Below are 22,935 nucleotides of genomic sequence, written 5' to 3' on the forward strand. Positions count from 1 at the left end.
GAGAATGAGCATGGCAAACCGCTCAGCCTAGCAGTACGACTCCCCCCGCAATCCGGCGCGCCCGCAAACCCAGAAGCAGCTCGATTTGCGATACCGCATTCTGGATCTGACCGGTATGGAACACCGCGTTCACCGGCAGGGCACCGAGCGACGCGTCGTCGAGAATGACGCGACCCTCGCGGTAGAGGTTGATCTGGTCGACCACCTCGGAAAGCGGAGTTCCTTCGAAGATGAGCAGACCTCGTCGCCAGGCGATCGCACGCCGGCCGTCGATGCGCGCACGGCGGACAACCCCGCCTGCGCCGATCGTCAGCGCCTCGTTGGCACTCAGTTGCGTACTCCCGTCGGCCGTCTCGCAGGTCACCACGCCAGCGACGCAGGATATGCGTGTCATCGACGCCAGCACCTGAACATTGAGTTGTGCATCGCTGACCGCCAGCCTGACCGGCTCAGCCCCAATGACAAACGGTTGCCGCTGCGCCGCCGCCGATATGAACGCCTCGCCGCCGATCAGGCTTATGCCCTGGCCGCCATCGATGACCGAGACACTGGTGCGTGAGCTCATCTCCACGTCGACACCGGCCGCGGGAGCGAACGCGAACCGCCCGCCGACCGCGGTGCGGTGATCGGCCATCAGCTCGGCCAGGGACGGCCAGAGGCCCAGCGGGGGGCGCGCCAGGCCCAAGCCGGCGAACAGCGCCGCAGCGCCGGCGCCCGCGCCTGTCAGCACCGCACGGCGGTTGATCGGGGGCCTGGTGCGGTGCGCGACCCGCGCATAATTTCGTACCCCGGCAATCTCCCGGAACGCCGCCTCATGCTCGGGGCTCAGGGCGCGCCATTCCTCGAGCTGCCGCGCATCCTCCGTGGTGGCCTCGCGCGAGGTCAGGCGGACCAGCCAGTCGGCCGCTTCGACGAGCAGGCCGTCGAGCCCATCGTCCCGGTCGAGCTTTCCGGTCATCGTGGCAACCGATTCCATGCGCGTATGAACCCGTCCATTCTCCCCCCAATCCCCTATCGAACCGACACGCGCGAGGCACCGCGAACGAAAGGATTTTTTCGTCGCGTGCGCCGCACGCAATGCAAAATCGCATCCCGCAAGTCGATCTGGATCATGCGGACACCGACACCATGGTGCTCGGCCAGCTCGGCGTGGCTGGCGGTGCCGGTGAAGCACTCGATGAATATATGCCGCTGGCGCGGAGTCAGCTCGCCCAGAACCTTCCAGACATGTGCCAGTTCGCTGCGCCCGATCGCGATACGCTCGGGATCGGGCGCGTCGTCCGCAATGTTCATGATCTCGTCGATCTCGCCGGTCCCAAGGACACGTCGGCTGGACGCAGCGAGGTGTGATGCGGTGTTCAGGGCGGCGCGATAGAGATAGGCGTGAGGATCGTCGACAGGCGCAAGGTCCGCGCCGTCGTGCAGCTTGAGCCAGGTTTCGTGCAGGGCTTCGCCTGCAAGGTCCTTCGAGCCGAGCCGCGCGGTGAGGCGATCACGCAGCTGCGTATAGTGCTCGGCCAGCGAGGTGCGCAGCAGCGCGCGGGTCGATTTCACCATCGGGGCCCCCTGCCGCTCCTCGCGCCTCGATCGGACAAGCGGTCGGTTTCGACCGCGAATCGCATTTCTTCGACAAGGTCGACTGGAGGCGCCTGCGACAGGACACGCCCGCCGAGCACCTGCCGGACATGGTCGTCCCACGCCTGCTCTCCGCTCGAGCGGACCAGGACGACATCCTGAATGCGGCCACGACGGTCGATCGCCACTGCGATTTCGACACGCGATGACCGGCCCTCATAGCCGCCTTCGGACTGCAGGATCGCGCGCAGCTCGACCTGGACCGCCCGGGCGTAGCGGTCGCGGGCGGCACGGTCGCGTGATCCGATCATCAGCGGCGCCCGCACTTCGGCCATGTCCAGGCGCAGCGTCGCAGAGCCGCTCGCGCCCGGAGACGGCGGCGAGGTCGCAACCGGTGCGCCCGAGACGTAGATGACCGCAGCCGTCGGCCGCGTGAAGTGGGCGGAAAGGCCCGTGCCCCGCAGGATCGTGCCGAGCGCGAGCGGCGCGCCATAGGTTCCATCGATCGCAGTGGAACGACGGCCGCGCGCGAGGCTTTGCGGATAGAGAATGTCGACTCCGCTGATCGTGGCGAACTCGGCCAGAGCGCCGGCCAGCGGCTGCGCCGCAATGACATAGCGGCGTTCGTCGATCCCGGGCGCATCCTGCCCGGCGGCGGGGGGCGCAACCAGAATGGCGACAAGGCCCGACGCGAGGGCGGGAAGCAGGCGCCACCAGGAGAGCGATGTCCCGCGGGGTCCCATCTCGTCCTATCCGAGCCGGAAGACGATCGGCAGGCTGACGTCGAGCCTTCCCGGCCAGCTCGGCGGGAAGGGCGGCAGCGGCTGGGCGCGCCGCACCGACGCCAGGGCCTCCCGGTCGATCTCGGCGATGCCCGAGGTGGTCTCGACCCAGGCATCCAGCACGACCCCCTGGCCCGTCATGACAAAGCGGATCGTGACGATCCCCTCGTGGCCGGCCACGCGGGCCGCTGCCGGATAGGCCCGGTAACGCGCCAGGTGGGAGGCAAGCCGCTGTCGATAGGCGAGCATCTCGGCATTGGAGAGGTCCGCCATTTCACGGATGTCGCCAATTCTCTGAACGGCAACGGCCTGTCCCCCTGCCGGGGCACCGGCGGCGCGGGCCAACGGCTCGACAAGCTGATCGCCGGTTTTTGGTGGAGTCGGCGGCTGCGACGGCCGACTGTTGCGGTCCTGTTTTCCGGCCGGCGAATCGGATTGGCCTGCGGTGCCCCGGGGCTCAAGTGGCAGCAGCTCGACCATCAGGACGGTGCCGCCGTCGGCGCGCGCGGTTCCCCGCAGCGGCATGCCATCCTCGAACATCAGAAAGAGAAGCCAGCCCGCCGCGAGATGCAGCGACCCCGAGACAAGCAGCGCCGTCAGCCGGGAAGCCGGACCTTCACCCATCACCGCTGTCATGCCTTTGTCACCAGGCCCGAGGTCCTAGGATCCATTTGTCGCGGCTTCATGACATGTCGCCGCACGGTTGAGCGTCCGCATCCACCAAGAAAATGGCGGCGATGAAAAAAGTGTTTCGTTCGATCGCGCGACGTTGGTCCTTGGACCGGGAGCAAAGAGATGTACGTCACGCCCGACGCCTTCGAAGCGCAAGCCGCAGCAGCCGGCGATCACCGATCGCCGCCGGGCGGGATTCGACGCGGAACCGCGCCGGCTGCGCCATGTGCCGTGGCATCGTCGCTTGCTGCGAAATGGGATGAAAGCGCCGCACGACTCCAGCTGGCTCACCGCGAGAGCATTGCTGCCGTGACGACGACCGAGGCGTTCGTGCATGTCGTCGCATCTCTTCAGGGCACGATCGTCGCGGGCAGCGAGGGCGGCGGGCGCGAGATCGGGGCGGGATCGGCAATCCTCCTTGCCCGGCCCGGGCGCAGCGAATGCCTCTGCTCTGCGGAGGCTTCGGCGCTGCTGCTGCGAATCCCGCGCCCTGCCATCCAGGCCGTGGCTTCGCGCCGGTTGGGCGCACCCCGGCGCCTTGCCTTCATCGATCGCGGCTTCGTGTGGTTGCCGATGACTGGCCCGGACGGGCGACCTGTCGTCGATCCCGCCGGTTTTGCGCGCGCCGCAATGCGTGGCGATGGCCGGTGCAAGGAGTTGGAGACGATCGAAAGCCTGGTCGAAGCCGTTTGCACCGGCCAGGATCGCGACCTGGTCTTCCCGATCGCAGGCTCGGTCCACCGCGCCGCGACGCACATGCACGCCCATCCGCAAAGAGTCTGGAACGTGGACGATCTCGTTCCGATCGCGGGCGTGACGGCCGCGACGCTCAGGCGCAATTTCAGGGCCTGTCTTGGCACGACCGTCGCCGGTCTCAGCCGCGAGATTCGTCTCGACTGGTTCAACGCACAGCTTCGCAGCCCCACCGAAAGCCGGTCGATCGGTCGGCTCGCGGCGGTGGCGGGGTTCGATCCGTCGGGTCGCCTGACCCGGCTTTATCAGGAGCGCTTTGGCGAGACGCCGAGCCGGACACGCGCGCGCGCGTTTAACGGCTAGCGCAACTGAACAATCCTCTCGCTCGAGAGGTTTATAATAAATTCTATCGCTCAGATAAGTAATCTGAGAGAATGGATTTATATTGTCCATAGTATCACCAGTAATTCTCCTATTCGAATCTCGAATATCATATCGAGATTCGGCGATCATGTCGGTCGATATAGCAGCAGCGATCGTCACACAACTTACATACTATCCGGTCTAAACCGGAAGAAGCGCAATTCAGTGCAATCTATGTGCTATTGATGCTTGGCAGCTCCTGAAATCGCGTGGCAAAGGCGCCCCGTCAGCAAATGCTGCGCTGCCATGCAAGCCGGGCGGCCGGCATCGAGCTTGGGGGTTCAATGTTTCAACGCAATCGCGTCCGCATGACCACAGGCGGAGCCGCGCTCCTCGCAGCGCTTTCCGGTGCTCCGCCCGCTCATGCACAGGAAGCTGCGGCGTCACGGCAAGGCGCGGCGGACGGGTCCCAACTATCCGCGGCCGGCCCGGCGCCCGAGCCGGCCACGCGGTTCGACATCCGCGCCTTCCAGGTACGCGGCAACACCATCCTGGCGCCGAATGCCGTCGAGCGGGCGGTCTATCCGTTCATGGGGCCAGGGCGGACGTCGGAGGACGTCGAGGCGGCGCGCGCCGCCTTGCAGAAGGCATTCGAGGACGCCGGCTATGTCGCGGTATCCGTCTTCATCCCCGAGCAATCGGTAGAGGGCGGCATCCTCATGCTCGAGGTCCAGCCGCAGGCGATTGGACAGGTGCTCGTCGAAGGCGCACACGACCCGGATGCGATCCGGGCCCAGGCACCCTCTTTGGCGCCCGGACAGACGCCGAACCTGACGGAGTTCCAGCGCGACGTCGTCGCGATGAACCAAATCCCCAGCCGCCGCGTAACGCCGGAGCTGCGCGCCGGCGTGGCGCCGGGCACGCTGGACGTCCTGCTCGGCGTGGAAGAGACGTCGCCCTTTCACGCCTTGGCCGAACTCAACAATTTCAGCTCGGCGGCGACGTCGGAGCTGCGTGCTTCGGGGACGCTGCGCCACGACAATCTGTGGGGCAGAGGGGATTCCCTTTCGCTCTCCGTGCAGATCCCGCCCGAGCGCCCCGAGGACGGTATCGTCTTTTCCGGCAACTATCTGACCCGGCTCGGCACGGGCACGCAGCTGCTGCTCTACGGCGTCCATTCCGACAGCGACATCGCCGTGGTCGGCGGCACCAGCGTCATCGGCCGCGGCAACATCTTCGGCGCGCGGCTGATCCGCTCGCTCGGCAGTCGCGAGGGCTTCTATCACTCGCTCACCGCCGGCGTGGACTGGAAGGATTTCGGCGAGGACGTGATCCTCGGCGCCGACCGCGATTCGGTTCCGATCGAATATTTTCCCTTCACCGCGGCCTGGCGCGGCGACTGGACGGGTGACGGCAGCCAGAGCGATCTGACGCTGACGGCGGTGTTCGGAATCCGCGGGATCGGCGATGGACTGGAGCGCTTCCTGGACAAGCGCTTCCAGGCCCGGCCCAGCTTCTTCGCCGCCAAGCTGGACGCGAGCCACACCGGGGACATCCCCGCCGGGCTCCAGTTCTACAGCCGTTTCACCGGCCAGTGGTCGCCCGATCCGCTGATCTCGAACGAGCAGTTCTCGCTCGGCGGCATGTCCAGCGTGCGCGGCTATTTCGAATCCGAGATGATGGGAGACTGGGGTTTCGCGCTCCAGACCGAGCTGCGCAGCCCCGAGCTGTTCGGCGGCACCGGCAGCCTCAACTCCCTGCGGCTGCACGCCTTTGTCGATTCCGGCTTCGCCGGCATCCACCGCGCGCTGCCCGGCCAGACCCGCCGCGAATCGCTGATGAGCACGGGCCTCGGCGCCCGCGTGCGGCTCCTCGACTTCTTCAACGGCGCGCTCGACGTCGGCGTGCCGCTCCTTTCCGGGCCTGACTCCGGGTCCGGCGACCTCTTCGCCCGCTTCCGCATCTGGGGGGAATTCTAGACATGACTCGATCTTCACGCTTCAAGAAAGGTGTGGCCGGTCTCCTGCTGGCCGCGACCGCCATGACCGCCGCCGCGCCGGCTTTGGCCTGGTGGGAAAGCGACTTCGCCTACCGCACCCGGATCAACCTCAACATGCAGGCCGCCGGCGTGACCGGCGAAGTCGCGCGGGCGCCGGTGCTGGTCCGGCTCCACTCGGGCAATTTCAGCTTCGCCGACGTGAAGCCGGACGGATCGGACCTGCGCTTCGTCGCGGGCGATGACCGCACGCCGCTCAAGTTCCACGTCGAGCGCTGGTCGCCGCAGGAGGAGCAGGCGCTGGTCTGGGTCGACGCGCAGGGTCTTCAGCCGGGCCAGACCTCGGCCATTTATGCCTATTATGGCAATCAGGCCGCCGCGAACGGCCAGGATGTCGCCGGCACCTTCGCGCCCGATTATCGGCTGGTCTACCATTTCGACAATGACGGCGCGCCGCGTGACGCCACGGCCAACGGCGCCAATGCCAGCGGCGGCGAAGGCCGCAACGCGGGCGGCCTGATCGGCGGCAGCCTCGTCCTCGACGGCACGGCGCCGGTCACGCTGCCGGCTTCCGCCTTCGCGTCCGGTCCGCTGTCGGTGAGCTTCTGGGTGAGACCCGGCAGCGACGGTACCTTGTTCGCACTGCCCGGCGCGTTGAGCCTCGAGGCCGAAGGTGGCCAGCTCTTCATCGATCAGGGCGGTGCCCGTTCGGAGGGCGCGCCACTTGCGAACGGCGCCTGGGCGCATGTCGCGCTGGTGCATGATGGCCAGCGCACCGCGCTCTACATCGGCGGCCAGCCGGCTGGCGACGTCGCCGGCGCGCTCGGCGCCGCCACCGCGGCCCCGCAGCTCGGACTCGGCTTTGCCGGCGAGGTCGACGAGCTGCGCGTCGCCGGCACCGCCCTGCCGCAGGCGGTCTTCCAGCTGGCGGCGGCAAGCGAGGGCCAGGGGGCCCGCCTGGTCAGCGCCGACACGGCCGAGCAGGTCGAGACCGGCAGCGGCCACGGCTATCTCGGCATCCTGTTCGGCGCGCTCACCATCGACGCCTGGGCCGTGATCGCGATCCTCGTGGTGATGTTCGCGCTCGCGATGTGGGTGCTGGTCTCGAAGATCGGACTGTTCTCGCGGATCGAGACCGCCAACGACGACTTCATCGAGGCCTATAACCAGCAGGCTCGGCGAAGCGGCGATCACGACGGCTTGCCGGCCTTCGATCCCGGCGCGGGCGCGGCCCATTCGACGCTTGGCCAGCTCTACCAGGTCGGCCGTCGCGAGCTGTCCGAGCGGCTGAGGGAAGGCCGCGTATCGGGCTCGCGCTTCGCGATCCGTGCCCAGTCGATCGCGGCGATCCGCTCCGCGCTCGATGCCGAACAGGTGCTCCAGTCCCAGAAGCTGCAGGACCGGCTCGGCCTGCTCACCAACGCGATCTCCGGCGGCCCGTTCATCGGCCTCGCCGGTACGGTGCTCGGCGTGATGATCACCTTCGCCTCGGTCGCGGCCGCCGGCGAGGTCAACATCAATGCCATTGCGCCCGGCATCGCGGCGGCGCTGCTCGCCACGGTGGCCGGCCTCATCGTCGCGATCCCGGCCATGTTCGGCTACAACCATCTGCTCGCGCGCCAGAAGAAGATCACGGCGCGCAACCAGATTTTCGCCGACGAGCTGGAAAAGCGCATCGCCGAGACGTGGCAGGACAATGACGGTCCCGCCGGCGGTCGCAGTCTCCCTGAAACCGCCATTGCGGCCGAGTAGGGAGCGCGACCGATGGCGATCCAGCTCGGCGACGAGGACAAGCCGTACAACGAGATCAACGTCACGCCGATGATCGACGTGATGCTGGTGCTCCTCATCATCTTCATCCTGCTCACCACGGCCGCGGTGCAGGGCATCAACGTCGACCTTCCTTCGGCGTCATCGGCCAGGACGCTCGACCAGAACAAGTCGCGGGTGATCGCGGTGTCGAACGACGGCGCCGTTTCGATTGATGCGGTGCCCGTCTCGCTCAGCGAGCTGGAAACGGAACTGCGCACCAGCATCGCCGCCACTCCGGACCTGGCGGTGATCCTGCGCGGCGACCGCGCGGTCCAGTATGACCGCATCATGCAGGTTCTGGACCTGTGCTCGAAGGTCGGCGTGCCGAGCCTCGGCATGGCCTCGACCCGTCCGCCGGGGGCCGCGTGATGCGGCGCGCCCGATCAAAGGACGGCCAGGTCCATGCAGCGCCTGCGCAGGTCCCGCATCAGTTTTCGCAGGCGACGGTTCCGTCCATGGCGCTGGCTGGCCCTGGTGCTGCTGATCGCCATCGCCTTGTGGCTGTCCGGCGCGGTCGCTTCGGCGCGACCGGCCTTGCCGGCGTCAACGCCCGAACACGCGACCCGGCTTCTCGCTCTGCACGCACGGATGACGCGGATATCGATCGGATCGACGCGCTGCAGGGGATCGGCTGATGGCGCAGGCCCAGCACGCTCCCTTGGGGGGAACGATGAGCTTCGGCAGCCGCAGGCGCACCCGGCAGTCCTCCGGGTGGCTGGTCCTCGGCGGTCTCGCGGGACTGACGCTGATCGCGATGTTCCTGTGGCCGACCGAGCAAATCTCCCAGCGTCCCAATGAGATGAAGACGACGCGGGTGATCCTGCCCCCGCCGCCACCGCCGCCGCCGGAGCCGGAGCCGATCGAGCAGGAAACGCCGCCCGAGCCCACCGAGGCGCCGCCGCTCGAGGAACCGGTCGATACGCCGCCGCCGCCCGAAGCGCAGTCGGCCGAACCCACGGCCCGCGACAGCGCGCTCACCGCCCGCGAAGGTGCGGGACCTTCCAATTACGGCCTGCAGCGCGGCGACGGCTCGGGCACCCGCATCGGCAGCCGTCCCGCCGGCGGAGACAACGGGTTTGCCGCTTATGCCAGCGTCGCGCTCTCGGCCATCCGCCTTGCTGCCCAGTCGGATCGCTCGCTGGCGCGCGGCCGCTACACGGTGCGCCTTTTGGTCGCGGTCGATGCGCAGGGCCGCATCTCGGATGTCAGCGTCGTCGACAGCTCGGGCGAGGCCCGGCGCGACGCGCGGCTTCGGCAGATCCTGACCGGCCTGCAGCTCTCGCGACGTCCGCCCGCCGGCCTGCCGCCGATGCGGATCGAACTCAATGCCCGCTCGGGAGCCTGATGCTCATGGCCCAGCTCACCGGCGCTTCAACTCCCAGGGGGAAATACGAATGACCCAGCTCTCCATCCGTCACCGTCTCAAGCCCGCGCTGATGGCCTGCGTCGCGGGCCTCGCCTTCGTCGCTGCGCCGGCGCTCGGTCAGGAGGCATCGGCGCGGCCGCAGGTCGATCCCAATCGCCTGCTCGAGATCATGGTCCGGCGCGGCCTCGTCAGCCGTGAGGAAGCCGATGCGATGATCGCCGAGGCGGTCGCCGCGGCGCCGCAGCAGGCGCAGGCATTGCCGCCCGTGCCTCCCGGCGGCGTCGGCGCCGACGGCGTGCAGACCATCCCCTATGTCCCCGACGTCGTGCGCGAGCAGATCGTGAGCCAGGTGCGCGCCGAGCTCGGCCAGCAGGCCCAGGCCGAGGGCTGGTCCCGCCCCGGCGAGACGCCCGAATGGACGCGGCGCATCACCCTTTCCGGCGACATCCGCCTGCGCGGCGAGGGCGCGTTCTTCGAGGAGCCGATCTTCGATTCCGGCACCGGCCTCCAGGTCGGCGGCAACTATCCGGATTTCCCGAATTTCGCCGCGATCAACAGTGGGTCGGGCTTCGACGTGGCGCAGGGCTCGCCGGGCTATGTCAATCCGCCCTATCTCAACACGACCGAGGATCGCCGCCGCGCCCGCATCCGCGCCAGGCTCGGCATCGGCATCCGCATCGACGAGGGGATCAGCGCCGAGCTGCGCCTCGCCACCGGCAACGACAGCTCGCCGGTCTCGACCAACCAGACGCTCGGCAGCGACGGCGAGTTCGGCAAATATGCGTTGTGGGTGGACCGCGCCAATATCAGGTTCGCCTTGCCCGGCGGGACGAGCGCGCTGTTCGGCCGGTTCGGCAATCCGTTCTGGACGAGCGAGGTCCTGTTCGACGAGGACCTGAACTTCGACGGCGTCGCCGTTTCGGGGCGCGGCGCGATCGCGAACGGATTCTCGCTGTTCGGCACCATCGGCGCCTTTCCGATCTTCAACACCGACTTCAATTTCGGCTCCCGCGACGCCGGCGCGTTCAGCTCCAAGGATCGCTGGCTGGCCGCCGCCCAGGCGGGGATCGAGTACCGCCCCAACGACGATGTCTCGGCGCGCCTTGCGGTCGGCATTTTCCATTTCGACCGCGTCCAGGGCGAGCTGTCCTCCCCCTGCTCGTTCCTCCAGGACGTGTGCGACACCGATGCGATGCGGCCCGCTTTCCAGCAGTTCGGCAACTCGCTCTTCCCCTTGCGGAACATCATTCCCGATCCCAATGCGGCGCCGGGCACGAGCCCGGAGGTCCAGTATTTCGGACTCGCCTCCGAGTTCGACGTGCTCTCCGTGCGGGGCGCGGTCGACCTCAACCTGTTCGATCCGGTCGGCGTCCGGCTGGAGGGCGACTTCGTCCGGAACCTGAGCTTCGAACGCAGCCTCGTCGCCGCCCGCGCGATCAATCCGTCGAGCTTCGGTGACGGCGGCGAGTTCGACGGCGGCGACACCGGCTGGCAGGCCCGGCTCACGATCGGCCATTTCGGGCTGGCGCAACTGGGCCCGGGAATCGGCGCCGGCTGGACCGCCGACCCCGGCGACTGGAGCGTCAACCTCGCCTATCGGCGCGTCGCGTCCGACGCGGTACTCGATGCCTTCACCGACTCCGACCTCGGCCTCGGCGGCACGAATGTGCGCGGCTGGGTGATCGGCGGCAACTACGCGTTCGGGCGCAACACCGCGATCGGCGCGCGCTGGCTGTCGTCCCAGGAAGTCTCGGGGCCGCCGCTCTCGATCGACCGGCTGTTCCTCGATCTCACCACCCGGTTCTGAGCCAGGATGTCGACCGCGACGCTTCTCTTCTGTGCACGCTGGCTGCGGAATTCGGGTCGCGGCGACAGGGCCGTGCGCCCGGGCCCGCCCGGATCCCTGCCCGGGCGGGCCCAAACCCCGCGCAGCTTCCTCTGCGCCGCCGCGGCCGTCATCCTCGCCTGCACCATCGCCAGCGTCGCAAGCGCGCAGGCGGGCGCCTCGGCGGACGGCCATGCCGATCGGCTGAAGTCCCGGGTCCGTGCGGAGCCGGACCCTGCACACGACGGCATGATCGGCGGGAACGACCCGCCCGGCCCCTGCGTCATGGTCGATATCGCCGGCTATCGCGCCGGGCATCTCGAATGCGCATCGCGAAGCCTTGAGTATGCGGCGCGGGTCGCCCAGTCCCAGGCGCGTGCCGCGATCGAAACCCCGGTCATCGGGGCGGGATCGCCCGACATCCGGACCGGCGTCGCCAGCCAGGCGGCCACCCGCCAGCGGCTCGGCACGAACTACGGCGTCGCGGTCCGGCCGCAGCGCCCCGCTCCGCCTGCCTGGTCCAGTCCGATGGGGCCGCGCCGATGACTTGCTCCACCCGCCAATGGGACCGGCGTGCCCGTCATGCCCGCGTCTCAATGCCCTTCCACGTTCAGGCCGCACCGCCGGCTGCCAGCGCTCTGGAGTCCGTCCGATGACCGTCAAGACCCGTTCGTTCCGCAACACGCTCCTGATCGGCGCCTCGATCGGATCGATGATGGTGGCAGGGGTCGCCTATGCCCAGAACCGGCCGTTCGCGCGCACCGCCGCCGATCCCGCGGCGGCGGCCGCCCGCGCGGCGCAGAATGCGGCGACCCGCAATGCCGCCGCCGAGGCCGCGGCGGCCCGCACCCGTGCCGCGCTGACGCGGGCGGCCCAGGTGCGCAGCCAGATGGATGCCGCCCAGCAGGCCGCCCGCGCCGCGGCCGCGGCGGCGCAATCGAACATCCCCAACGGCCTCGGGGAAGGCGGCCTCCACGTCGCCAACGGCGTCATCATCGATCCCGGCGCATTCAATGCCGACGATCCCCGCCTCGGCGAGGCCAATCTGTGGCTCGGCGCCAATGGGCCGACCCAGCAGCAGACCGCCGATGGCCGCACCGAGGTCAACATCGAGCAGACCCAGTCCAAGGCGATCCTCACCTGGGACAGCTTCAACGTCGGCCGCGAGACCGACCTCGTGTTCGACCAGCAGGGCAATGCCGAATGGGTGGCGCTGAACCGGGTCAACTCGGTCACCGCCGATCCCAGCCGCATCCTCGGCAACATCCGCGCGGACGGACAGGTCTACATCATCAACCGCAACGGCGTGATCTTCGGCGGCACGAGCCAGGTCAACGTCCACTCGCTGATTGCCGCGAGCATGGACATCGGCGTCGCCGGCGTACGACACGACACGCCGATCACGCCCAACATCATTCGCAGCCGCAACCAGCGGTTCGTGAACGGCATATTGAGCGGCGCAAACAATTTCGCGGCAGGCATCGCGTTCGGCGAGGATAACGGAACCATCCTGTCGACCGCGCCGGATACCGGCGTGACGGTGGAGGTCGGGGCGCGGCTGACCGCCGGCAATTATGGGCAGATCGCGCTGTTCGGGCGTCATGTCACGAACGGCGGCACGATCGAGACACCGGACGGGCAGGCACTGCTGGCGGCCGGCAGCGCCATCTTCCTCAACCGCAACTACGCCGCCGGCCTCGACCAGCTGATCGATCCGGACCTGCGCGGCTTCACCGTCGGTGTGGGCGGCGGCGGCGGGGCCGCGAATGACGGGATCATCTCCGCCGATCGCGGCAACATCACGCTGACCGGCGCCTCGGTGTTCCAGAACGGCCTCCTCGAGGCGACCACCGGCGCGACGGCGAACGGGTCGATCCTGCTCCAGGCGGCCCATGGCGGCGTGGGCCTGCAGCGGCAGGCCCGCCCCAATCCCGACGGCGGCTTCGGCGATCTGGTCCTGGGCGAAGGCAGCGTCATGCAGATCCTGCCCGACGACGGCGACGAACCGGTGGTCGGCACCGGCAGCTTCCGCAGCTCCAGAATCGACATGATCGGCAACCGGATCGTCTTCGACGAGGACGCCCGCCTCTACGCGCCGGGCGCGCAGCTGACGTTGCACACCGAACGCAAGTCGGGCGACCGGGACGGAACCCGCGACCCGAACGACAGCCGCATCTATCTCGGCGAAGGCGCGGAGATCGACATTGCCGGCCTCCACGTCACCGCGGCAGCCCAGAATTCGATCCGGGCCGAACTGCGCGCCAACGAGCTCAGGGACAATCCGCTGCTGCGCGATGGTCCGCTGCGCGGGCGCACCATCTGGTTCGATCCGCGTCGCGGCACGTCGATCGCCGATCTCGCCGGCTATTACGACCTGATCGAGCGCGACGTCAGCGAGATGATGACCGAGGGCGGCACGCTCACCATGACCGGCTTTGAGATCATCGCGCGCGAGGGATCGACCATCGACCTGTCGGGCGGCAGCGTGTTCCACGAGGCCGGCTATGTCCGCTCGACCCGCCTGATCGGCGCCGACGGCCGGCTGGTGCCGGTCGAGCTCGCCGATCCCAGCCAAGTCTATATCGGCATCGAGGGCGACTTCATCGTCAATCACAGCCGCTGGGGCACGACCGAGAATTTCGTGAACGCCTTCGCGCGGCCCGACGGACGCCACGAGCAGGCCTATAGCGAAGGCCGTAATGCCGGCTCGCTGCTGCTGCCGTCGCAGGTGGTCATCCAGGCGGGGATCAGTGGCCTGCCGCGCATGGCCAAGGACGCCTTCCGCATCTTCGAAGGCGAGGTGCGGGCCGATGTCACTGTCGGCGAGTATCAGCAGGGAGCCCCGGGAGGCGCGACGATCGCCGACGTCGAGCGCGTCTGGCGCGAACGGCCGACCGGCGGCACGCTGGAGATGGGCGGGTCCATCGAAGGCTTCAACGGTCGCGACGGCGTCAACATCGGCGGCAGCGTTTCGATCGCGGAGGTCGGCGGGCTGCTTCCCGAGGATTTCGATGCGGATGGCACGCTCGACGTCGCCCGGGGTTTCCAGCACATCCTGCCGACCCAGTGGTTCGACGGCGGAACCTTCACCAACGTCACGATCTATAGTGGTTTCGCATCGGCGATCCTGGCAGGCGAGTCGGCGCCGCTCGTGCCTCCGGGCGGCGTGCTCACTGTCGGCGCCGACGTGACCATGGACCTCGGCGCCTACGGGTCGCTGAACTTCATGGGCCGACAGGCGAATATCGACGGCACGCTTCAGGCCGCCGGTGGCTCGATCCGCCTCGAAGCGGCCCATGCGCCGACGCTGGACACGTTCACCCCGGTCTATGATTTCGCCGAGATTCCGGAGGCCGATCGGCCGGGCATCCGGCTCGGCGCCAATGGCCTCATCGACGTTTCGGGCCGCTGGTCGAACGATTTCCGCGACGGGACGTCGGACGTCGCCCCGGTGCTGGACGGCGGATCGGTGGAGCTGATCGGCTACGCGATCCGCCTGGCGGCGGGATCGCGTATCTCGGCCGACGGCGGCGGGCATCTGAGCGCCGACGGCACAACCCTGACGCCGGGCAATGGCGGCTCGATACTGATCGACAATAGCGTGCGATACTTGAACGCCAATCCGGCGCCGGGCAGCGCGCCGGGCGACGGCGCGCTGGTGCTGGACGGCGAGCTCACCGCTTATGCGCTGGGCCGCGGCGGCACGCTCGCAATCGACACGGTCGACGACGTGATGATCAGCGACGAGCCGGTGCTGCCGGGCGGTCTGCTCGAAGCGGGCACCGCCGCTCCCAAAGACCTCTACCTGGCACAGGACCTCTTGTTCCTGACAGGCGAAACGCTGCCGTTCGACGCCGATTATATGGCGGACCTGCTGGATGCGGGCGGCGTGCTTGTCGCCGATGCCTCGGCCCTGGCATCGAACGCCAACCCGGTTCCCGTGCAGGCGGGCTGGATCGTGCCCGAAGGGATGACCGTGCGGTCCTCGACGTCGTCGCCGGTCGGTCCGGGCCGGACGTTCCAGGCGGGCATGACGGTGCCGGCCGGCACGACGCTGCGTTCCTTCGGGGCCACCACCAGCAACGGCACCTTGCCAGCCGGATTCACGCCGCCGGCGGACGCCTTTCCGAACGGCATTCAGCTCAACTCGTCTGTGTCGATCCGGCGTCCGGCAGGGTCAGTGCTCGCGAGCGACTTCGCCGTCCCGCAAGGATCGATCCTTCCCGCCGGCACGACCCTCGACCGCGTTGTCGAGATCAGGGTGCCGCGACACTTCGCGCCGGACTTCTTCACGCAGGGCGGCTTCTCGACCTTCGCCGTCAGCGGCGCCCGCAGCCTCACCATAGCCTCCGGAACCGTGCTCGCGCCATCCGTGGACACGATCCGCCTCGACGGGGTCGGCCGAGATATCGCGACCGGAACCCGGCTGGCCGAAGCGGGCCGGCTCGAGGTCCTTCCCGAGGACCTGCGCCAGCCGATGGCGTTCCATTTCTCGACGGCCCCGATCGACCTGGTCAACGGGGGTTTCGCGATCTCACGCATCATCGCCGAAAGATTTACCGGGACCGACTCGGTCAGCGCGGCGCGCAACCCCGGCGCGCTGACGATGGAGACGGGCGCGGAGATCCGTATGGATTCCGGATCGACCGTGCGCCTCGATGCTTACATTGGCGACGTGTTCGTCGACGGAGTGATCGAAACGCCCGGCGGAACGATCGGCCTGCAGGACACGGGGTGGAGCAACCCTCCGCGGCTGCCGCGCGGCCTGCAGATCGGCGCGAATGCGCGCCTGCTCGCGCCCGGTTATGTCCGCGTCGTGCCGGATGGTCGCGACGGGCGGCGTGCGGTTGAATCGGCCGGCCGGATCACCCTGGGCGTCTCCAACATCAATCTCAGTTTCGGGTTCGAACTCGAGAATATTCTCATTGACCCGAATGCCGTGCTCGACGTGTCGGGCGTACGCGCCGAGGCGGATTTCATGGGCGACCGCGGCCTTGGCGGACGCGATGGCCCCCTCTACTCGGCGGCCATGGTGGATGGGGCCGCCGGATCGATCGAGATCCGGGCGGTGCGCGGCATCCTGGGCGGCGACCTGCGGCTGGCGCCCGGCGGCGAGACCGGGCGGGGCGGGACATTGCTGATCTCGGGTCAGCAGGGGCTCATCGTCGCCGCGGGCAACGGCGGCGACTTGCCTTCGGTAGAGCCGGGCGTTCCGATCGATGCCGAGGTGACGAGGCTGATCGCCTTCGCCGACCGGCTGAACACGACCGGCGCCGATGTCCTCAATCTGGAATCCCCGTACGATGCGATTCTGTTCGACGGCAATGTGTCGCTGAGAACGCGCGCGGCGCTCATCCTGCGCACACCGATGCTCGGCCGGACGAACGGCGATGACAATCGGGTCGAACTGGAATCGGCCTATGTGTCCCTGGGTGCGAGCGATTCCGATGCGATATCCGCGCCTGGCTTCGAAACGGACCTCACCGGCGAACTGATCGTGCGGGCCGGTCTGATCGACCTCCAGAACCAGCTCGCGCTTGGCTGCGTGACTTGCGCCGACGATGCCGCCGCCGGCGCGTTCGCCTCGACGCAGCTCATCTCCGCCGGCGACATCCGGTTCAATTCCTATGCCACGAGATTTGCGTTCCAGGCGCCGGCCGGCCTGTTCTCCGGCGGATCGATCCTGTTCGACGCGGCGCAGGTCTATGTGACCTCGCGCGAGCAGGGGTTCGGCGCCAACGAGTCGATGATCCCGCCCGACGAAGCCCCCGGCTTCCTCGTCGAGGCAGCCGAGCGGATCGAGGTCCGCGGCAATGGCGCCGCTGCGCCCGTTCCGATGTCGTTCGGCGAGCGGCTGACGCTCCGCGCGCCGGTGATCGTCCAGGGCGGCGTGCTGCGCGCGCCGCAGGGGCAGATCCGGCTGGAGGGCAGCGAGTCCGTCACGCTGCTGCCCGGCAGCCTCACCTCGGCTTCGCTCGAAGGACTGGTGGTGCCCTTCGGCTATGTCGACAGCAACGGCCGCTTTGCGGGATTCATCGATCCGGGGGAGGTGCCGGTCAAGTCGGTGCAACTCGACGGCCCCGACGTGTCGGTGGAAGACGGCGCGGTGATCGACGTCTCGGGCGGCGGGGACCTCCTCGCGCTTGCCTTCGGCGCCGGCAATGGCGGATCGACCAACATCCTCGCCTTCGATCCCTCGGTCGAGCGCTTTGCGATCCTGCCCAGCCTTGGCGCCGGCCCGGCACCGGTCAACGATGGCGGCGCGACGAGCAACCCGAACGCGCCGCGGGGCGACGGCAGCACGCTCGTCGATCCGCGGCTGTCGGTCGGCGACGTGGTGTGGCTCGATGCCGCGCCGGGCCTTGCCGCGGGCTACTACACATTGCTCCCGGCTTTCTATGCCGCGCTTGATGGCGGCCTGCTGATCGAGCGGGTGAACAGCGGCGATGCGCCGCCGCCGGGCGCGCCGCATCGCGCGATGACCCGTGCCGATGGCGCCGTGATCGCGAGCGGCTACCGCGCCGTCAACGGCACGCCGATCCGCGAGCAGGGCTGGTCCAGCTTTGCGGTGATGGACCGCGAGGTCCTCGGCAAATACAGCCTGCTCAACGAGATTTCGTTCAACGATTATGCGCGGGCGCTCGGCGAGACGGTCGGCATTCGCCCGCGCACGCCGTTCGACGCCGGGTCGGTGGTGCTGGGCGCCACGGGGACGCTCCGGCTGGAGGGCCAGGGCCGGTTCGGCGCCGGCGAGGGCGGGCTGCTCGGCAATCTCGACATCTCCGCGCAGAACATCGCTGTGATCAGCGGCGGGGCGACCGGGCCCGAGGGTTATGTCGCGCTCGACGCCGGAGACCTCGGCGCGTTCGGTGCGGCGAGCCTGCTGCTCGGCGGCGTGCGCACCGGCGCCGCGACCGGCACGACGGTCACGGTCAATGCCGATAATGTCATCGTCTCCAACGATTCCGCATCGCCGCTCACGGGGCAGGAGTTGATCCTCGCCGCGCGGGACCAGGTGGTGATCGAGGAGGGCGCGGTGATCGTCGCCGAGGGCGGCACCGCCAACGATCCGAACAGCCTGCTGCTGACCGGCGACGGCGCGCTGCTGCGCCTGTCGAGCGGCGACCGGGTCGGGATCGTGCGCACCGGCACGACCGGCGCGGCCGGCGACCTGCTGATCGGCGAAGGCGCCAGCCTTTCGGCGACGGGTTCGCTGACATTCGACAGCGTCCGTTCGCTGGGTCTTGCCGAAAGCGCGGTGGTCCAGGCGGACCAGCTCGACCTCGCCACGGTGCGGGTCAACCTGGGCGACGTCCCCGAAGGCGAGGAGGGGACCAACCTGTCGCTCGCCATGCTGGAGCGGCTTGGTGCGGCGTCGGATCTGCTGATCCGCGGCCACGACTCGATCAACCTCTATGGCGACCTTGTTCTCGGCAATCGCGACGGGTCGGGAGCCACGAGCCTGGGAGCGATCACCTTCGACACCGCGCTGCTTCAGGGCCGCACGGAGGGTGGCGAGACGGCGCGGATCACGGCCGGCTCGTTGACGCTGCGCAACAGCGGCGGCGCGCGCGAGGCCGTGGCCGAAGCGGGCCCCGGCACGCTGACGCTGGACGTCGATACGCTGGTGCTCGGACCGGGGCAGGTCGACCTTGCCGGCTATGCCGAAGTGAGCGGCGATGTCGGCGTGATCGAGGCACAGGGCGTTGGCGGGCTTGAACTGGCGGGCGATCTGACGCTGGCGAGCGGCCGCCTGACCGCGGCCAGCGGGGCCGATTACGGCATCCGTTCGGCTGGCGACCTTGCCTTCACCCATGCGAACGCGCCGACCGGGGCGGTGGAGGCCTTCGGCGGCCGGCTGACGCTTGAGGGACTCGACGTCCTGGTCGACACCCGGGTGGCGCTGCCCGCGGGCGTGTTCGAAGTGGCGGCATCGGGCGACATCACGCTGGGCGACCTCGCGAGCCTCGACCTTGCGGGCGTCGCGGTCGATTTCCGCGATGTGGCGCGGTTCGCGCCGGGCGGCACGGTGCGGCTGACGGCGGGTGGCCACCTCGCGATGGCGATCGGCGCGACGATCGACGTGTCGGGATCGGAACGCGGCGGTGACGCCGGGCGTCTGGTCCTGACAGCGGGTGGGACATCCTCGATTCTCGGCACGCTGCGGGGCGGTGCCGGCGATGGTTATGGGGGCGGCGGCATCGATCTCGACAGCGGCAGCGTCGACGACTTTGCGGCGCTGAACGCACTGCTCAACAGCGGCGGATTCGATTCGTCGCGCGAAATCCGCTTGCGCGACCAATCGATCCTGCTCGCGGCGGGGGAACGGATCGAGGCGCATCGCGTGACGCTGCGTTCCGACAGCGGCGAGGTGCGCATCGCCGGCACCATCGCGGCCGCCGGCACCGAGGCGGCGCCTGCGGGCGGCGAGGTGCGCCTGATCGGCGGCAATGGCGTAACACTGGACGGCACCGCGCGGATCGAGGCGATGGCCGCCACGGTCGGCGAGGAGGATTTTGCGCCGTCCAGCGGGCTGGTCGAGCTGGTCGCCGAGGCTGGCCGCGTCGATGTCGCCGGCGGCGCCCTGATCGACGTTTCGGGCGGCCGTGAGAGTGGCGGGCGGATCACCGTCCGTGCCGAGCGCGAAGGTTCGGGGCTGGCGGTCGACCGTCTCGACGGCGAGTTCCGCGGCGCGCGCGAGAAGGCGCTGGTCGGGATGGCCCGCTATGAAACGTCTGAGATCGATGTGGCGTTCGCCTCGGCCATGATCGGGGAAGCTTCGGCATGGCTGGCAGGCGCGCCGGTTCGCGCCGGGTGGGAAACCGGCGCCGGCATGCGCGTCGGCAGCGACGCCGATCTCATCGTCTCGAGCGATATCAACCTGGCAGGCAGGGTCGGCGCCGGCCATCTCGGGTTGGTCGCGGCCGGCGACTTGACCGTCGACGCCACGATCAGCGACGGCTTCGCCAGCGCCGCGCGCAACGCGGCGCTGCTGGAGAGGTGCTCGGCGAGCTATGCCTTCGAGAGCGGTGGCGACATCACGCTCGCGGAGGACTCGATGGTCCGCACTGGCACCGGCGACATCCGCATCGACACCGGCCGCGACCTGACCCTCGCCGACAATCAGGCGGTGATCTACACGGCCGGCCGCCGGACCGCGACCGAGGCAGGCTTCGACCCTGCGTCCACCCGGGGCCGGCCGCTGGGCGAGTTCCCGACTTTGGGCGGCGACATTTCCATCGCGGCGGGCCGCGACATCCTCGCGCCGCTGACGCGCCAGACCAATTCGGCCTGGCTGTTCCGCTACGGCCATACCAACTGGACCGGTGATTTCCGGACCTCGACGGTGGCGCAGCAGACGAGCTGGTCGATCGTCTTCCGCAACTTCGAACAGGGAATCGGTGCGCTGGGCGGGGGCGACGTGCGGATCGACGCGGGCCGCGACGCCCGTCATCTCGCGGTGGCGCTGCCGACCACCGGACACTTGACCACGCCGGTGGGGCAGGTTCCGACCGAAATGGCACTGCATATCCGCGGCGGCGGCGATCTCGCGCTCACCACGGGCCGCGATCTGCTCGGAGGCATGTTCATGCTTGGCCGCGGCCAGGCCGACGTCCGCGCCGGCGGGGACGTGATCCCTTCCGACCAGCTCGCTTTGTTGCGCAACAACATCAACAGCAATCTGAACGGTACGGGCTGGGTGAACCGGCAGGTGGGCGCGCTGTTCGGCCTGATGGACGCCGTGGTCACGGTGACGGCGGTCGGGGCGGTCGACATCGAGGCGGCCTATGACCCGATGCGCCAGGGCCAGGTCTGCGAGAATTTCTCGACCTGTAACGGCACCACGGCGGGCGGCCAGGGCTCGGCCTTTTACGGCTATAGCGACCGCGCGGCGCTCAACGCCGTGGCGGCATCGGGCGCGGTCACCTACCGCAACAATCCCTGGGCCTCGACCGACCTGAGCCGCGGCCAGGGTGTCTTCCAGGTGATGATGTACACGGCGACGGGCGGCGATCCGCGGCCGCGCCAGAACGCGATCTTCGGCGAACTGCCCGGCACGCTCCGGTTCGCCTCGCTCCAATCGAGCGTCTATCTGGAGCCGCGCTTCGCCGCGATCTCGCAGCTCGCGCCGGCGCCGAACGGCACGATCGAGTTCCTCGCCCGGCACGATGTCCGCATCCCGGGCGGGACGACCGGGATCGCCATGCAGGATATCGCGCCGGAATATCGCCGCACGGCGCTGCGCACCTTCTCGGTCGACGCGGTGGGCTGGTTTTCCAACACCAGCCCGCTTGTCGGCGCGCCGTCCGCCGTGAACAATTTCCAGCGCGGTTTTGAACTGTTGCACGGCGACGATCCCGATCCGGCGCGCATTTATGCGCTGGAAGGTTCGATCTGCAGCGCACCGGCGGCGCAGCTGCTCTGCCAGTCGTCATTGCAGCTCACCCTGCCCAAGCCGCTGCAGATGGCGGCCGGGCAGGACATCCGCGTCCTTGCGAACATCCAGCACAACCGGCCTGACGCCATCTCGGTCATCGCCGCCGGGCGCGACCTGGTGGGCCCCATCATCAACGTCACCGGCCAAGGGGCTCTCTTCCTCGAAGCGGGCCGCGACGTCCTCAAGGCCAGCGGGTTCACCGTCGATGCGATCGCCAGCGGCGCCCCCAATTCGGCACAGCGCAACCTCGCGCTGCCGCTGGCGCGGGGTGCGGACATTACCGTGCTGGCTGGCGCCGCGAGCGGCACCGATTGGGAGGGCTTTGCGGACCTCTATCTCGATCCGGCCAATCGGGCCGATCCGGACTTCCCGCTGTCGCATCCGTCCAACGAGGGCAAGGTCGTCCAGACCTATGAGGCCGAGCTAGCCGACTATCTGGCGGGCCTGGGCTTCGGGGAGGTTGACGACGACGCGCTGATCGAGACGTTCAATGGCCTTCCGGATCACAGCCGTCAGGCTTTCCTCCAGGGCGTGTTCTTCGATGAGCTGCGCGCGACCGGCCTCGACTATAACGATCCCGAGAGTCCGCGCTTCCAGCAGTCGACCCGCGGCTATGACGCGGTCGCGCGGCTGTTCACCGCCGATCCCGAGACGATCGAGCGCGGCGGCAACATCATCCTCAACAACCAGCCGATCGAGACGCGGGACGGCGGCGACATCAACATCCTCGTTCCTTATGGCACCCTTTCGATCGGGACGCTCTTCACGCCAAGCTTCTTCGATCCGAACACGAGCGGCATCGTCACCAGGCGCGGCGGCGACATCCGCATCATGACCGACCGCAATATCGACTTGTTCACCTCGCGCGTCTTCACGCTTCAGGGCGGGGACATCCTGATGTGGACCTCGAACGGCGACATCACCGCGGGCGCGGGTGCCAAGACCGCGGTCCGCCAGGCGCCGCTCACCTATGCGCTCAGCAACGACGGGTTCACGACGGTGGACGTGTTCGGGCTGCAGACCGGCTCGGGCATCGGCGTGCTCGACGCGCTCGACGGCCGCGACGAGGATCGCGAACCGAGCCGGCTCGACCTGATCGCGCTGCGCGGCGAGGTGAACGCGGGCGATGCCGGCATCCGCGTTGTCGGCGACGCCAATATCGCGGCGCTCCGCATCGTCGGGGTGGACAATATCCAGATATCGGGTGAGGCGATCGGCCTGCCCGAGATCGTCGAGATCAATACCGGCGCGCTGACCGCCGCCTCGTCTGCGACAAGCGCGGTGGTCGCCGAGGCGACCCGGCTGGCCGAACGGTCGCGGCCGGCGGTGCAGACCGAATTGCCGACGATCCTCAACGTGCGCTTCCTCGGCTTCGGCCAATGATCGACGGGACGACGGTTCGCCGCTGAATCA

The 22,935-nt window shown here is 68.8% G+C and carries 13 protein-coding genes; 9 read left to right on the top strand and 4 right to left on the bottom strand.

Annotation, left to right across the window (positions count from 1 at the left end):
• Nucleotides 1-22: 22 nt before the first annotated feature.
• From RCO27_RS15050 to RCO27_RS15065, 4 genes are read right to left on the bottom strand one after another with little or no spacing between them, the layout of a single operon-like run.
• Nucleotides 23-958 carry a DUF4880 domain-containing protein gene (locus tag RCO27_RS15050; RefSeq protein ID WP_309003518.1) on the bottom strand — a complete coding sequence of 312 codons (936 nt, stop codon included), beginning with the start codon at nucleotides 956-958 and terminating at the stop codon, nucleotides 23-25.
• A gap of 53 nt (nucleotides 959-1,011) precedes the next feature.
• Nucleotides 1,012-1,557: an RNA polymerase sigma factor gene (locus tag RCO27_RS15055; RefSeq protein ID WP_309003519.1), complete on the bottom strand. Its 546-nt coding sequence runs from the start codon at nucleotides 1,555-1,557 to the stop codon at nucleotides 1,012-1,014.
• Nucleotides 1,551-2,318, bottom strand: a complete 768-nt coding sequence (locus RCO27_RS15060; RefSeq protein WP_309003520.1) for a TonB C-terminal domain-containing protein — start codon at nucleotides 2,316-2,318, stop codon at nucleotides 1,551-1,553. Before RCO27_RS15060 ends, RCO27_RS15055 begins: the two co-directional genes overlap by 7 nt.
• A 6-nt stretch (nucleotides 2,319-2,324) precedes the next feature.
• The gene (locus tag RCO27_RS15065; RefSeq protein WP_309003521.1) at nucleotides 2,325-2,993 is read right to left on the bottom strand and encodes an energy transducer TonB; all 669 of its coding nucleotides are present in this window, start codon (nucleotides 2,991-2,993) and stop codon (nucleotides 2,325-2,327) included.
• 67 nt (nucleotides 2,994-3,060) lie between these two features.
• Here RCO27_RS15065 and RCO27_RS15070 point away from each other — a divergent pair, with 67 nt between their 5' ends.
• The 9 genes from RCO27_RS15070 to RCO27_RS15110 all read left to right on the top strand — a co-directional run bounded on the left by RCO27_RS15070 (nucleotide 3,061) and on the right by RCO27_RS15110 (nucleotide 22,905).
• Entirely contained in the window at nucleotides 3,061-3,342 is a 282-nt protein-coding gene (locus tag RCO27_RS15070; RefSeq protein WP_309003522.1) for a hypothetical protein, read from the top strand.
• Entirely contained in the window at nucleotides 3,339-4,085 is a 747-nt protein-coding gene (locus RCO27_RS15075; RefSeq protein WP_309003523.1) for an AraC family transcriptional regulator, read from the top strand. Before RCO27_RS15070 ends, RCO27_RS15075 begins: the two co-directional genes overlap by 4 nt.
• Before the next feature lie 368 nt (nucleotides 4,086-4,453).
• Nucleotides 4,454-6,064 carry a ShlB/FhaC/HecB family hemolysin secretion/activation protein gene (locus RCO27_RS15080; RefSeq protein WP_309003524.1) on the top strand — a complete coding sequence of 537 codons (1,611 nt, stop codon included), beginning with the start codon at nucleotides 4,454-4,456 and terminating at the stop codon, nucleotides 6,062-6,064.
• 2 nt (nucleotides 6,065-6,066) lie between these two features.
• Nucleotides 6,067-7,833, top strand: a complete 1,767-nt coding sequence (locus tag RCO27_RS15085; protein WP_309003525.1) for a DUF2341 domain-containing protein — start codon at nucleotides 6,067-6,069, stop codon at nucleotides 7,831-7,833.
• Between the two features lie 12 nt (nucleotides 7,834-7,845).
• Nucleotides 7,846-8,262, top strand: a complete 417-nt coding sequence (locus RCO27_RS15090) for a biopolymer transporter ExbD (RefSeq protein ID WP_309003526.1) — start codon at nucleotides 7,846-7,848, stop codon at nucleotides 8,260-8,262.
• Between the two features lie 301 nt (nucleotides 8,263-8,563).
• On the top strand, nucleotides 8,564-9,238 hold the full coding sequence (locus tag RCO27_RS15095; protein ID WP_309003527.1) for a TonB-dependent receptor: 675 nt from the start codon (nucleotides 8,564-8,566) through the stop codon (nucleotides 9,236-9,238).
• A gap of 49 nt (nucleotides 9,239-9,287) precedes the next feature.
• Nucleotides 9,288-11,066 carry a putative porin gene (locus RCO27_RS15100; protein WP_309003528.1) on the top strand — a complete coding sequence of 593 codons (1,779 nt, stop codon included), beginning with the start codon at nucleotides 9,288-9,290 and terminating at the stop codon, nucleotides 11,064-11,066.
• A gap of 72 nt (nucleotides 11,067-11,138) precedes the next feature.
• Nucleotides 11,139-11,630, top strand: coding sequence for a hypothetical protein (locus RCO27_RS15105; protein WP_309003529.1), 492 nt, complete (start codon nucleotides 11,139-11,141; stop codon nucleotides 11,628-11,630).
• Nucleotides 11,631-11,736: 106 nt separating this feature from the next.
• Nucleotides 11,737-22,905, top strand: a complete 11,169-nt coding sequence (locus tag RCO27_RS15110; RefSeq protein WP_309003530.1) for a filamentous haemagglutinin family protein — start codon at nucleotides 11,737-11,739, stop codon at nucleotides 22,903-22,905.
• Nucleotides 22,906-22,935 lie beyond the last annotated feature (30 nt).

Origin of the sequence: Sphingosinicella sp. LHD-64, assembly GCF_031157375.1 — a bacterium.
In the GTDB taxonomy this organism is placed as follows: Bacteria; Pseudomonadota; Alphaproteobacteria; order Sphingomonadales; family Sphingomonadaceae; genus Allosphingosinicella.